The organism is Pedobacter sp. G11, from assembly GCF_003860265.1.
GTDB classification, from domain to species: domain Bacteria; phylum Bacteroidota; class Bacteroidia; order Sphingobacteriales; family Sphingobacteriaceae; genus Pedobacter; species Pedobacter agri.
On the sequence record NZ_CP034190.1, the window covers coordinates 2,929,309 to 2,943,863 of the forward strand.

A 14,555-nucleotide genomic window follows, 5' to 3' on the forward strand; every position below is an offset into this window, starting at 1 on the left:
TATTAGTCTTGATACTTGATACTAATAGCTTAATACTAAAAACATGAACATATTAAAATTTTTCACAGCAGGCAGCGTAGATGATGGTAAAAGCACCTTAATCGGCCGTTTGTTATACGATACAGATTCCATTTTAGCCGACCAGTTAGAAGCTTTACAAAGCTCAAACCGCAAAAACGATGATGGAACAATAGATTTAGCCATTTTAACAGATGGTTTAAGGGCAGAGCGTGAGCAGGGAATTACCATTGATGTGGCTTACAAATATTTCCAAACCGATAAACGTAAATTCATTATCGCTGATACGCCAGGGCATATACAGTACACCAGAAACATGGTTACAGGCGCTTCAACGGCTAATTTAGCAATCATTTTAATCGACGCTAGAAACGGTGTGGTAGAACAAACCATTCGCCATTCATATCTGGTTTCTTTATTAGGCATCAAACATATTGTGGTTTGTATCAATAAAATGGATATGGTTGATTATAGCGAAGCTGTTTACCAGTCAATTATCGATAAATACAAAGTTTTGGCGCAACAGCTTAAGCTCGCCGATGTAAATTATATTCCGGTAAGTGCATTAAAAGGCGATAATATTGTTCAAAATTCTGATCGTATGGATTGGTACGATGGAGAAAGCTTATTGCACTTTTTGGAGAAAGTTGATACGGATAATCTCGATAAATCCCAATTGGCCCGTATGCCGGTTCAGTGGGTTATTCGTCCGCAAACAGATGAATTACATGATTACCGTGGTTATGCTGGTCGGGTGTTAAGCGGCACTTTTAACCTGAATGATAAGGTTACGATTTTACCCTCAGGCGCAAGTTCTACCATTGAGAGAATCGAATTTTTTGACCAAGCACCTGATGCAGCACATGCAGGTCAGTCAGTAACCATTCATTTAAAAGATGATGTGGACATTAGCCGTGGCGATACGATTGTTAATGCAACAGCTTTGCCTCAGGAATCTAAATTAATTGAGGCCGATTTGTGCTGGATGGACGGCCGAGCTTTGGATACTTCGATAATGTATTTAATTCAACATAATAGCAAAGTAACGAAATGTAAAATCAGCGAGATTCTGCATAAAGTTGATATCAATACATTAGAAAAACATGCTGCTGATGAGTTCAAACTGAATGATATTGGCCGTGTCATTGTGAAAACAGCCGATGCTTTGGCTTTCGATTTATATGATGATAACCGGGCAAATGGTTCAGCTATTTTGATTGACAGTCGTACAAATTTAACAGTGGGTGCTTTAATGTTTAGAGCAGCGGTAGAATAGCATTAAGATTCGTGATGGAGATTTTTATTATCCAATAGAACCATAACCAAATATTATATGGAAACTCTAGATTTTAAATTTAGAGGAAAGCAATTTCAGCGGGGCATCGGTTACGACAGCCCCGTTTTTCGTTTCAATCTTTTTGTAAACTTTTGTCGTCCAAAGAAACGACGCATCTGCTTCGTGCCTCAATAAGATAGCTTTGATTGATGTTGCTGCAACAAAAAGTATTTCCACTTCAACCGGGTTTATTTTACGCAGGTTAACGGTGCGATTAAAGTTTCTCCAGAAACTCCCAATCGAATTTTACAAATTTCTCTATCTTCGCCCATCCCTCAGATAATATCCCAAAATAAAACCTACTTTTATGCATGCCGGAAAGAAATATTCTTTAAAAGAGTTTATCCTTTGGACTCGTCGCGATATTTATCGCTTAACAATACTTGCTGTAATCCCTACCGTACTTTATCACTTTTGTGGATTTACGTTTCTCTCCATTTCATGGGTTCCGGTGGCATTATTGGGTACTGCAGTTTCGTTTATTATTGGTTTTAAAAATAACGCCAGCTACGCCAGGTTATGGGAAGCCCGCCAAATTTATGGTGGAATCATCAATGTAAGTCGTTCTTTTGGTGTAATGGTAAGAGATTTCTTATGGTCAAAAAACAAACAGCAAGATGTGCAGATCATATTTTACCGTCACTTTGCCTGGTTAACTGCACTCCGTTTTCAATTGAGGGAAAATCGCGTTTGGGAAAATATGAATGATTTGAGAAATATTGAATATGCCCAAAATTATCACACTGCAGAAAAAACAGATAAACTGGAAGATATTTTAGCTCAATACCTTTCAGCGGAAGAGTTGGCCTACATCTTAACGAAGAAAAATAAAGCAACGCAAATCATGGCTTTGCAATCTAATCATATTAATAAACTGGCAACTACAGGAAGCTTTTCTGATTTGCAGCTACAATCCTTGCAGGCCGGCATTGCTACTTTCTACGATAATCAGGGCAAAGCCGAACGAATCAAAAACTTTCCCTATCCTCGTCATTTTTCATCAATAGCGAGCATTATGCTTAATCTTTTTGTTTTTCTGGTGCCTTATGGTTTATTAAACGATTTTAATAAATTGGGTAGCGGAACTTTAATAGAGGGCTATTCGATTTGGCTAAATATTCCTTTCGCTATCTTATTAACCTGGGTTTTCAACACCTTAGATGTAGTAGGGGAGAGTTCTACCAATCCATTCGAAGGCAGCGCAAACGATGTTCCGATTACCAATATTTCCAGAACAATTGAAATTGACATGAGGGATATGTTAGATGAAACTAATTTACCACCAGCCCTTACGCCTGAAAATAATATTTTAATGTGATCTATTTCTATTATGGAAATGCGAAAAACATTTCATCATCTTTTTATATTTAGATAAGTGTTAATCTTAAAAATTAAAAGATGAAGAATAAAATTATTTACCTGCTATTTAGTGCGATCCCATTTGTTTTTGCCTGCGGCTCTTCAGATCAAAAAGCTGATTCTGCAAAAGCCGATTCGCTGATTAATGAAACTTGTTATGCCTCCTCTTTCGAAAAGGATAGTGCTGCAATGATTTTAAAAACAATGTCTTCCGGTAAAGTTACTGGTTCGTTATTAATAAAATACGGTGAAAAACCTCAGAATAACGGAAAAATAAACGGTAAGTTTAATGGTGATACACTATTGGTTGATTACCGTTTCAACACAGGTAGCGATACTACAAAGGCATTTACCAATCCGTTGGCATTTTTAAAGAAAGATGGAAAGTTGATCATGGGGGTTGCTCAAATTGAAACCACTTTAGGGCGTTCTTATTTTGTTAAAGGTAAACCCATAAATTACGAAGCAGGTAAATTTACTTTTGTAGAAGTGCCTTGTAAGTAAGGTTCGGATGTTAAAAAGAAATTTTGTTATATAGTCTTAGCATACTGCTAAGACTTTTTTTGTTTTATTAATTTTTATATAAGCGCTAATCTTTGGCGGTCGTCATTGCGAGGTACGAAGCAATCCAACAATCATCGCTATTGATCCAAGTATTGAGATTGCTTCGTGCCTCGCAATGGCGAAAATAGGAATAGAAAATTTTGAATAGTTTTAAAGCCACGCGAAGACTTTTTTACTCAATTTTTTAAGCGCCTTAATTCTAGGCGGTTGTCATTGCGAGGTACGAAGCAATCCAAGAATCATCGCTATTAATCCAGGTATTGAGATTGCTTCGTGCCTCGCAATGACGAAAATAGGAGTGGAAAGTTTTGAATAGTTTTAACCACTTGCTAAGACCTTTTACTCAATTTTTTAAGCGCCTTAATTCTAGGCGGTCGTCATTGCGAGGTACGAAGCAATCTAAAACCCTAGCAATTCACCCTAGTATAAGATTGCTTTGTGCCTCGCAATGACAAAAATGGGAATGGAAAGTTTTGAATAGTTTTAACCACTTGTTAAGACCTTTTACTCAATTTTTTAAGCGCCTTAATTCTAGGCGGTCGTCATTGCGAGGTACGAAGTAATCCAAAAACCATCGCTATTCACCCTAACAAAAGCATTAAGATTGCTTCGTACCTCGCAATGACGAAAAGGGGAATGAAAATTTTGGATAGTTTAACCACTTGCTAAGAACTTTTACTCAATTTTTAAGCGCCTTAATTCTAGGCGGTCGTCATTGCGAGGTACGAAGCAATCCAAAATCATCGCTATTGATCCAAGTGTTGAGATTGCTTCGTGCCTCGCAATGGCGAAAATAGGAATGGAAAATTTTGAATAGTTTTAAACACTGCTAAGACCCTTTACGCAATTTTTTAGCGCCTTGATTCTTGGCGGTCGTCATTGCGAGGTACGAAGCAATCCAAAAACCCTTAGCAATTCACCCAAGAATAAGATTGCTTCGTGCCTCGCAATGACGTAAATGGGAGTGGTACCTCGCAATAACGAAAATAGGAGTGGTACCTCGCAATGACGAAGTATGAATGATACTTGGTAACGTCGGTTTTATCGTTAATAAATTATTTTAAAATAAATTACTACTATTTCTATAGACTTTATATATTTGTATAATTAATAAATAATCACGAGCTAATATTTTCTGTCATGATTTTAAGTAAAGTAGAAAAAGCGAACATTGAACCAAAAATTACATTAATAGGTGCTGGTCCTGGCGATCCGGATTTATTTAGTTTAAAAGGTGTTAAAGCATTAAAAACAGCTGATGTTGTTTTGTATGATGCAAATGTGAACGAAGCTTTACTGTGTCATGCACCAGATGGTATTCCGAAGGTTTATGTAGGCAAACGTACGGATGATGAAGATTTTTCGCAGGATGCCGTAAATAAACTAATTATTGATTACGCTCTAAACTACGGCCATGTGGTTCGTTTAAAAAGCGGCGACCCATTTTTCTTCGCTAAAGGTTACGAAGAAATAGATGCAGCAGAGTCGTATAGCATTCCAACAGAAATTATCCCAGGTATCTCAAGTGCAACGGGTGCGCCAAGCTTGCAGAAAATACCAATGATTTATAAAGACTTAAGTGAGAGCTTCTGGGCGGTAACTGGTACAAATTCTAAAGGCGAAATCTCTGAAGATTTATATATCGCTGCCAAAACTAAAGCAACGATTGTAGTTTTGAATGGCATTGAAAAAGTAAAAGAAATTGCTGCAATCTTCCAGGCTGAGAATAAGGGTTTATTGCCTGTAGCTGTGATTCAAAATGGCTCTACGCCTGATGAAAAAATTGCGGTAGGCATTGTAGATACCATTGCCGAAGTAGTAGAAGATAAGAAAATAGAAGCACCTGCTTTGCTTGTGTTTGGAGATGTAGTTTCTTTACATCCGCAATTTCAACCGATTAGAGATTTTTACGAAATTCTTGCCGAAGCGTAATAAGGGTAATAGAATCATATATTTGTTTTGTTGTTAAAAACCGCTGGCGAAAGCTTAGCGGTTTTTTTTGCTTAAATAGTTCCCTGCAGACGAGGTTGAATCTTAAAAAAAATACGTTTGGGTTTTCAACAGACCATTGTTAAATAAGCCTGATTGAAGTGAATGCCGATTTTTCATCGGGAGAAACGGAAAGCAGGGCTGCATGTGCCAAAAGAACTGGAACATTCACTTCCAAAAAAATGTCTGTCAGTCTATTTGTTTTGGCGGGATAATTAAGATCATTTGTATGAAAACCACTGCCTAAAAATTAATTTTGAATTATTTTCAAATCAGAAAACAATTACTAACTTAACGAAGTTATCTACACCAAATATTTGATGGAAATTATACATATCAGCGCCGAGTGTTACCCAGTTGCTAAAGTTGGAGGTTTAGCAGACGTTGTTGGGGCCTTACCTAAATACCAAAATAAAATTGGCCACATTGCTAAAGTGGTTGTGCCCGCCTATGAAACTAAATTTATTCGCGAGAGTGAATTCGAAGTGGCTTATGATGCATGGTCAAACTACGGAAACCATCATTTTTCTTACCGCATTTTAAGAGAGAAAACCAATAAACTCGGTTTCGATTTATATATCGTTCACATTCAGGGATTAACCGACAGACCAAATGTTTACGGTTATGCTGATGATACAGAACGTTTTATTGCATTTCAAATTGCTACGCTCGATTGGATGGCACAATGGGAACATCAACCTGATGTAATCCATTGCCATGACCATCATACCGGATTGATTCCTTTTATGGCTTCAAACTGCTTAAAATATCAGCGTCTGAATAATGTTCCAACTATTTTAACGATTCATAACGCCCAGTATCAGGGTCAGTTTGGATGGGATAAATTATACTATTTGCCAGCTTTCGATTTGTGGAAAGGTGGGTTGCTGGGTTGGGAAGATGCCATCAATCCGCTGGCTTCAGCTATAAAATGTGCCTGGAGAGTTACCACAGTTTCACCAAGTTATTTAGAAGAAATGATGAACAACGCCCGTGGACTGGAAAGTTTACTGAGGCAGGAGCGATGGAAATCTGTCGGGATTTTAAATGGAATTGATACAGAGGTTTGGAATCCGGAAACCGATCCGATGCTATCAAAAAGTTACAATTTAAAAACGGTTGAGGCTGGAAAACTGGCAAACAAAAAAGCTTTATGTGATGTTTTTCAACTAGACGCATCTAAGCCGCTTTTTACTTTTATCGGAAGGCTGGTTGATGAAAAGGGTGCGGATTTATTACCTGACATATTTTACAATGCACTACAGCAGCATGGCGACAATATTAATGTGCTCGTGCTGGGCTCTGGCGACAACTGGGTGGAAGGAAGGTTAAACCAGCTGAAGGATATTTTTGGCGGCAAGTATAATGTTTACATTGGCTACAACGAACAGGTTTCGCACCAGATGTATGCCGGAGCAGATTATCTTTTAATGCCCTCTAGGGTTGAGCCTTGCGGTTTAAATCAACTTTATGCTTTACGATATGGAACAGTTCCAATAGTTCGCAGGGTTGGAGGATTAAGAGATACAGTGACTGATATTGGCGATGGTGGTTTTGGTTTGTGCCATGATCAAACCAGTATTTGGGATGTAACCCACTCGATCAATAGGGCAGTAGATATTTATAACGATAAAAAAACTTTTAAGGCGGTACGTAAAACCATGATGAAAATCGACCATTCGTGGGATAGGGCAGCGCTGAATTACATAGAATTATACCAAATATTAAAATAGCTTAACATGACTGACAAAGTTTTAGGCGTAATCCTTGGCGGTGGCCAGGGGTCTAGATTATCGCCGCTCACACAAACACGTTCTAAACCTGCAGTTCCAATTGCAGGGAAGTATCGGTTGGTAGACATCCCAATTTCTAATTGCCTTAATTCTGGCATCCACCGTATGTTTGTGCTGACACAGTTTAATTCGGCATCCCTTAATAAACACATAAAAAACACTTATCACTTCAGCCATTTTAGTACGGCTTTTGTTGATATTCTTGCTGCTGAACAAACCGTTCAAAATGCCGGTTGGTTTCAGGGTACTGCAGATGCAGTACGCCAGTGTATGCACCACATTGTTTCGCATGAGTTCGATTACATTCTAATTTTATCTGGAGATCAACTGTACCAAATGGACTTTAAGGATATGATTGAGAAACATATCGAAGCTAACGCTGAAATTACCATTGCTACGATCCCCGTAACGGCAAAAGATGCTACCGATTTTGGTATTTTAAAAGCTGACGAAGAGAATATGATTACTTCGTTTATCGAAAAGCCAAAAACAGGTTTAGAGGATTGGGTTTCTGATACTGGTGCAGAAATGCAAAGCGAAGGACGTAATTTCTTAGCTTCAATGGGTATTTATGTTTTCAATCGAGAATATCTGATTAATATTCTTAATGAAAACGAAGAGGAAAAAGATTTCGGTAAAGAGATTTTGCCAAGAGCCATTACAGAAAGTCGTGTATTAAGCTATCAATATGAAGGTTACTGGACAGATATTGGTAATATTTCATCATTCTTTGAGGCCAACTTAGGCTTAACGGATGAAATACCGAAATTCAATATGTTTGATAGTAATCACACTATTTTTACAAGAGCCAGGATGTTACCTCCATCCAAAATCTCAGGAACGACCTTAGAAAAAGCAATTATTGCAGAGGGCTGTATTATTCAGGCCAGTAGAATTGAACATGCGGTTTTAGGTATCAGGGCCCGTATCGGAAAACATACTGTGGTTACCAATACTTATGTGATGGGTAGCGACCGATACCAGACATTAGAAGAAATTGAATTAGAAAACCAGAAGGGTAATTCGCTTATTGGAATTGGAGACCGGTGTTATATCAACAATGCGATCATTGATAAAAACTGTCGCATTGGCAATGATGTTAAAATTAACGGCGGTGCTCACCTTGAAGATGGCGATTTTGAGCTTTACGCCGTTAAAGATGGAATTGTAGTGGTTAAAAAAGGTGCTGTTTTACCAAGTGGCACGGTGATTTAAAGTCATTTATATTTTTATTAAGCCAGTTTGATTCGTTCAGACTGGCTTTTTTGCTTTACCACTCCTTATGAAAGGTCAGGGCAATAAATTCTTCTATACTTTTCGTCTACTGAAAGAGTAGTTATTAGCCAAATCACCTTTTTTGACAGAGATAGTTTTTTAGAAGTGGAAGCTCAGCATTTCATTGCCGATTTCAGTCCTGCTTTCCGTTGCAATATTTTTACTTCTGTCATTCCGAGGAACGAGGAATCTGTGTCATCGGTTACAGATGCTTCGTGCCTCAGCATGACAGCATATTCGAAGTTGCTGAAAAAAATATTTCCACTCCAATCAGGCTTATTTAACAAAGATTGCTCTCCTCAAAAATGCTCGAGTCTTTATACAAAATAAGCTTTTTCACATTCCTGCCAACAATTTACCTTTTTAACCTGTTAGGTTATAAACACACACAAAATTGCTTATGGCTGAACAGCACCTTTATCAAACAGGAATAATAGGAAACTGTGCTTTTATGGCACATGTTAATAAAAATACCGATATATCTTGGCTTTGCTGGCCACGTTTCGATAGTCCATTTGTATTTGGAAGTTTATTAGATAAAAAGAAAGGCGGTGAATTTTCAATTTTGCCGCAAGGTGAATATACCTCCACCCAATATTACATCGAAAACACCAATGTTCTAAGAACAGAAATTACGGCAGAAGACGGAAAATATCGTGTAACTGATTTTGCTCCACGATTTCATCTATACGAAAGATATTTCAAGCCATTGATGTTTATCCGAAAAATCGAGCCGTTAAAGGGAAACCCCCGGGTAACCATTAAATGTGAGCCGGTTTGCGACTATGGAAAGAATAAAATGCGTGCAAGTCGAGGCAGCAACCACATCGATTATCATGGTTGCGATGAAAATATCCGGTTGAGCACCAATGTTTCTTTAACCTATATATTGGACGAAAAGGCTTTCGTTTTAAATGAGTCGAAATATCTGATCATGACTTATGGCGAAAACCTGGAAGCACCAATTGTAAGCACTGCAGAAAATTTCCTTCGTGAAACTGTTGCTTATTGGCGATTGTGGATCAAACATTCTTCGATTGCAGGTTTCTACCAACCTTTCGTCATTCGTTCTGCCCTGGTTTTAAAAATACATCAGTACGAGGATACCGGAGCAATCATTGCTGCAAGTACAACCAGCTTGCCTGAGTCTCCAGGCAGTACAAGAAACTGGGATTATCGTTATTGCTGGTTAAGAGATTCTCACTATGTGCTTACATCTCTAAATCACATCGGCCATTTTGAGGAGATGGAGAAATATTTCAATTACCTATCCGACATTTCTCAGGCTGAAGATGAACGTTATCAACCTTTATATGGTATAGCTGGTGAACGAGAAATTATTGAAACTACGCTAGATCATTTGGAAGGATATAAAGGTGAGCAACCAATCAGAATTGGAAACCAGGCTTACGAGCACATCCAAAATGATATTTATGGACAGGTTTTAACTTCTATGTTACCACTCTACACCGACCATCGTTTTGTATTTTCAGAACGTAGTGATTCGGTGAAATGGATTGAAAGCGTTCTATCAAAAATTGAAAGAACAATTGATGAAAAGGATGCCGGTATTTGGGAGTTCAGGAATATTGCGAACATGCATTGTTATAGTAACTTATTTCAGTGGGCGGGTGCCCATGCTGCTTTAAAAATGGCTAAAACGATTGGAAATAAGGATTTTGAGGAGCGGGCAAATATTTTAATTGATAAAGCTGCGGCACACATTGAGGCTTGCTACGATCCTGAAAGAAAAGTTTATACCAACGCCGTCGGCAGCACACATTTAGATGCAAGTACTTTGCAATTAATTATGATGGGTTATTTAGACCCGGCATCAGATAAGGCAAAAAATCATTTAATCGCTTTAGAAAAAGAGCTTAAAACTGAAGATGGGTTATTTTACCGCTATTTACATGCTGATGATTTTGGTAAGCCAAAAACCACTTTCTTGATTTGTGCTTTCTGGTATGTAGAAGCGCTTGCTTGTGTGGGCAGGGTAGATGAAGCAATTGAAGAATTTGAAAATATCATCAAATACTGCAATCACTTATTACTTTTTAGTGAAGACGTGGATGCTAAAACCGGCAGTCAGTGGGGGAATTTTCCTCAGGCATATAGTCATGTTGGTTTAATGAATGCTGCTTATCGCATTGCGATTAAATTAGATAGACCAGTATTTTTATAATATTATACCCGCGGATGAAGAAGATACACGCAAAATAATCAGCGTAGATCCTCTTAAATCCGCGGGATTTTTTTTGATTCAAAAGGTCTGTGGAGTTACAAACCCCGACGTGATTTCACGCTTTAAATGTTTTAAATTGGTGTTATAGTGGTCATCTTGCGAGTTAAGACGCAATCTGATTCCAAATGAAAAGGTTGCCACAGTGATGGAGTATTTCCTCACAATGACAACCTTCCCAAGAGTTAATAACCTAACTTCTCTCTACAAATTCTTCTTTAACCAAACTCCAAAGCAGTTTTCTAACTTCCTTAAAATCATTCAGATAGTATTTTGCTTCAGATAAATTATTGCCAACCTTTACCGTAATCGCATCATCGGGTAGTGCTTTAAAAATATCTTCATCTGTATGATCATCTCCAAGCGCCATGATAAAATCTGGATGTTTGTCATACAGCCAATTCAGTGCAGCTTTTCCTTTATTTACTTCAATATTTTTAAATTCAATAACCTTATTTCCAGGCATCAGCTGCAAACCCTTATCAGCAGCTAAAATTTTCATGTGGCTTACAATTTCATTGGCTCGAAGCTCACCTAAACCTTCTTCTGCTTTGCGGTAGTGCCATACTAAAGAATAACTTTTCTCTTCAATAAATGAGCCAGGGGTTCTATCGGTATAAGTTTCTAAAAGTGTTCTGATTTCGCTTTTCCATTGGTCGGTAAGGAGTGGAAGGGAATTCCATTTATCGCCATAGGTTTTTTGCCAGGCGCCATGCTCGGCAATTAGATCAACTTTTAAATGCCCGAACCAGTTTTCTAGTGTTTCATTTCTTCTACCACTAATAATTACCACCTTATTTGCTGCATCCAGTGTCAGGTTTTCAATCAAGTCGTATAATTCATCATCAGGTGACGCATCATCGATATTTCCGGTGAAATCAACTAATGTTCCATCGTAGTCTAAAAATAAAACTCGATTAGTTGTAGTTGCATATTTAGCTGCAATAATTTCGTTTACTGAATTTACTGCATGTTTGGTTTGTAATGATTTTTGAGAATCTTTCACTTCGTTTAGTCTTAAAATAAAATTATTAACCCAATGTTTTACATTGAATTTTTCTACAATTGCCCGCATGGCTTTCATGCGTTGCTGTTGTTCTTCCAGAGGCATCTTTAATGCGGTGACGATCGCTTCCATGATATCGCCAAGATTGTTTGGGTTAACAACGAGTGCGTCTGTGAGTTCTTTCGATGCACCGGCCATTTCACTTAATATCAGTACGCCATCATTATCGTTTCTGCTGGCCACATATTCTTTACTCACCAGGTTCATCCCATCTCGCATAGGGGTAACCAGACAAATATCGGCCGATGAATAAAGCGCTGACAAAACCTCAATCGGAAAAGAACGGTAGAAATAATTCACCGGAATCCAATCCATTGAACGGTAACGGGCATTTAAATTGCCCACAAATTGGTCGATCTGGTCTCTTAATTCGCTATACTGAGGAACATTATCTCTTGATGGAACCACGATCATAAATAATTCAATTTTCCCGATATACTCCGGATGAATTTGTAGAAGCAATTCAAGCGCCTTTAACCGCTCTAAAATACCTTTGCTGTAATCCAACCGATCAATAGAAAGAATAATTTTGATTTCGTCTTTTCCATATTTGAAATGGTCTATTTCTTCGATTACTTCTTGTGTAGAAGTCAATGAAGAAAATTTATCAAAATCGATCCCCATCGGAAATGCTTCGATAACAATTTGCCTTTCGTTGCTGTTCAATACATTTGATGATGAATTTACTGGCAGCAAACGGGTTGCAGTACTGATAAAATGCCGAACATCATCGTAAGTATGGAAACCAATTAAATCGGCACCAATTAAACCATTCAGCAATTCTTCCCGCCAGGGAATTAACCTAAAAATTTCGTAAGACGGAAAGGGGATGTGCTGAAAAAAGCCTATCGTTGAACCGGGAAGCTTTTCTCTTAAAATCCCCGGCAATAAAAGTAATTGATAATCTTGAATCCATATTTTATCGGTTCTATTTAGCACCTGCATGGCGCTTTTAGCAAACTTTTCGTTTACTGATTTATAGCAATCCCAATAATTTTGTTCGTAATGTGCATAGGTAACCAAATAATGGAAAACTGGCCACAGCACTTCGTTTGAAAAGCCTTCGTAATATAAATTAATTTCTTCCTGTGTAAGGAAAACAGGGTAGAGGTTAAGTGCTCCTAATTTTTGTATCACCTCTTCCTGTCGATCTTCGGGAACTTCGATTCCCGGCCAGCCAATCCAAATGGAATTGCCATTTTTGTACACGTCTCCCAGTCCGGTAGCTAAACCACCTTCGCTTGGAATAAACGTATACTCGTTGTTTTCTTCAATGATTTTAACGGGTAGTCTATTCGATATTATAACTGTCTTCATGCTTGTATCTAATGTATTCACATAAATAAAAGCGGCTAAATGTTTTTTTGTTTGAATTTTGGGGTTAAAAAAACATTCAAATGATCAAAAAGTTTTAACAAACCATTAGATATGAAGCTTAATTTAGATTGCTTTTACGTTAAAAAGATGAATTTTTAGGAGAAAAGTTCCTAAACAATCCAGCTATAAATAATTAAATACCAATGAGAAAGTTGTTTGTTCTGTTGGGGCAGAAACCACTTCAATGCTGCCGCGGTGCATTTTCATAATATTGCGGCTGATGGTTAGGCCAATACCTGAACCATTTTTACGGGTGGTGTAAAACGGAACGAAAATTTTCTCTAAATCATCACTTTCTATACCTTTTCCATTATCTGTAACATCAATGTATAGTTTGGTATTTTCTAAACGGTATTTAACAGAAATATAAGGGTTTTCATTTTCCTCGACTGCATAAATACTATTTGTTATCAGGTTAATAAGCACTTGTTCAATCAATTTTAAATCTAATTGAACTGTAATTTTCGATGAAGTTTGTTCTACATTTAAGATCGTATTTTTAGCCTTAGCGAAAGGCTGCATAAGTATTTTGATGTGTTTTAAAATTTCACCAATGGTGTGCGATTCCAGGTTTGGCGTTGGCAACTCTGCTATTAATCGATAGTCTTTCACAAAATCTAATAATCCTGATGAACGGCGTTTAATAGTTTGCAGTGCAGTTTTCAAATCTTCCATTTCATCGGTGTCCAGATTTTCCCTATCAGTGACCATACTATTAATTGTATCAGAAAGCGAACTTATTGGTGTTATGGAATTTAAAATTTCGTGAGATATCACACCAATTAACCTGTTCCATGCTTCAGTTTCTTTCTGTTCGATTTCATCTTTGATGTTTTGAAAACTGATAATCGTATAGTTTTTTCCATAGAGATTTAGTGGAATCACTTCTGTTGATAGCTGAATTAACTTTTCTTGTATTTTAAGCTCTAGGAAGCGTTTTCCTCCGGATGAAATTTGTTCTACTTCGGTGGTAAAATTTGGAAGATGCTGTTTTAACCGATGCCAATATTTATAGGCAGGAACACCTAACAGGTTTGAGGCCGCCTGGTTAAAAAAGGCAATTTCTTCATTATTTTGTTCTGTTTTTGTGTTGTTTACCACAATCACACCCACAGGTACCTGCTCTAAAATAGTTTTAATTAATTGAAACATGGCCTCTTGTTCCAAACGGATTTGTTTGTGTACCTGGAGGATTTCTCCAAACGATTCATATAATTCTGGAAAACTTCCTTTTGTAGCTTTGTTCTTAAAATTTAGCGTATGGTCTCGGGTTTTTACCGCTAAGATGAAACGCTTGATATCAGAACGGATTTCATTAATGTAGAAGTATAGCGAGATCACTGCACCTAGTAAAATTAAACCCACGCCAATAATGGTAAACCAAAGCCGGGTGTTTTTAATAAGGTAAAATAATAAGTAACCCAACAAGTTAATGAGGACTAACCTAGATAGTAAACGAAAAGTGAAACGTTTATAAAACATGTCTTTTAAGCTAAAAGCTTAAAGCGAAAAGTCTAAAGCTTTCAGCTTTGGTCT

General features: G+C 37.5%; 9 protein-coding genes. 7 read left to right on the forward strand and 2 right to left on the reverse strand.

The genetic code is table 11. The features are described 5' to 3' along the window. Positions 1-43 precede the first annotated feature (43 nt). The 7 genes from EA772_RS12745 (at position 44) to EA772_RS12775 (ending at position 10,519) form a co-directional block, all read left to right on the forward strand. Positions 44-1,294, forward strand: a complete 1,251-nt coding sequence (locus tag EA772_RS12745; RefSeq protein WP_116169952.1) for a sulfate adenylyltransferase subunit 1 — start codon at positions 44-46, stop codon at positions 1,292-1,294. 367 nt (positions 1,295-1,661) lie between these two features. Then, a complete protein-coding gene (locus EA772_RS12750) occupies positions 1,662-2,672 on the forward strand; it encodes a bestrophin family protein (protein ID WP_124913567.1) in 1,011 nt (336 codons plus the stop codon). Positions 2,673-2,752: 80 nt separating this feature from the next. Next, positions 2,753-3,217, forward strand: a complete 465-nt coding sequence (locus EA772_RS12755) for a hypothetical protein (RefSeq protein ID WP_124913568.1) — start codon at positions 2,753-2,755, stop codon at positions 3,215-3,217. Between the two features lie 1,200 nt (positions 3,218-4,417). Beyond that, positions 4,418-5,209 (forward strand): uroporphyrinogen-III C-methyltransferase, encoded by a 792-nt coding sequence (gene cobA, locus EA772_RS12760; RefSeq protein ID WP_124913569.1) that lies wholly within the window; start codon positions 4,418-4,420, stop codon positions 5,207-5,209. A gap of 377 nt (positions 5,210-5,586) precedes the next feature. Continuing rightward, the gene (locus EA772_RS12765; RefSeq protein WP_116169956.1) at positions 5,587-6,999 is read left to right on the forward strand and encodes a glycogen synthase; all 1,413 of its coding nucleotides are present in this window, start codon (positions 5,587-5,589) and stop codon (positions 6,997-6,999) included. Between the two features lie 6 nt (positions 7,000-7,005). Beyond that, complete coding sequence (locus EA772_RS12770; protein WP_124913570.1) at positions 7,006-8,274, forward strand: glucose-1-phosphate adenylyltransferase; 1,269 nt, start codon at positions 7,006-7,008, stop codon at positions 8,272-8,274. A 460-nt stretch (positions 8,275-8,734) separates the two neighbouring features. Next, a complete protein-coding gene (locus EA772_RS12775) occupies positions 8,735-10,519 on the forward strand; it encodes a glycoside hydrolase family 15 protein (protein WP_010602491.1) in 1,785 nt (594 codons plus the stop codon). Between the two features lie 250 nt (positions 10,520-10,769). Here EA772_RS12775 and EA772_RS12780 read toward each other — a convergent pair whose 3' ends face one another. Beyond that, positions 10,770-12,959, reverse strand: coding sequence for a bifunctional alpha,alpha-trehalose-phosphate synthase (UDP-forming)/trehalose-phosphatase (locus EA772_RS12780; protein WP_168187540.1), 2,190 nt, complete (start codon positions 12,957-12,959; stop codon positions 10,770-10,772). Positions 12,960-13,142: 183 nt separating this feature from the next. Then, on the reverse strand, positions 13,143-14,444 hold the full coding sequence (locus tag EA772_RS12785; protein WP_246833924.1) for a PAS domain-containing sensor histidine kinase: 1,302 nt from the start codon (positions 14,442-14,444) through the stop codon (positions 13,143-13,145). Between the last annotated feature and the right edge of the window lie 111 nt (positions 14,445-14,555).

Bases quoted from the DNA above. Each gene is read 5' to 3' on its own strand.
- EA772_RS12755 (WP_124913568.1), top strand. From the start codon at position 2,753: ATGAAGAATAAAATTATTTACCTGCTATTTAGTGCGATCCCATTTGTT.
- EA772_RS12770 (WP_124913570.1), top strand. From the start codon at position 7,006: ATGACTGACAAAGTTTTAGGCGTAATCCTTGGCGGTGGCCAGGGGTCT.
- cobA (WP_124913569.1), top strand. From the start codon at position 4,418: ATGATTTTAAGTAAAGTAGAAAAAGCGAACATTGAACCAAAAATTACA.
- EA772_RS12780 (WP_168187540.1), bottom strand. From the start codon at position 12,959: ATGAAGACAGTTATAATATCGAATAGACTACCCGTTAAAATCATTGAA.
- EA772_RS12745 (WP_116169952.1), top strand. From the start codon at position 44: ATGAACATATTAAAATTTTTCACAGCAGGCAGCGTAGATGATGGTAAA.
- EA772_RS12765 (WP_116169956.1), top strand. From the start codon at position 5,587: ATGGAAATTATACATATCAGCGCCGAGTGTTACCCAGTTGCTAAAGTT.
- EA772_RS12775 (WP_010602491.1), top strand. From the start codon at position 8,735: ATGGCTGAACAGCACCTTTATCAAACAGGAATAATAGGAAACTGTGCT.
- EA772_RS12750 (WP_124913567.1), top strand. From the start codon at position 1,662: ATGCATGCCGGAAAGAAATATTCTTTAAAAGAGTTTATCCTTTGGACT.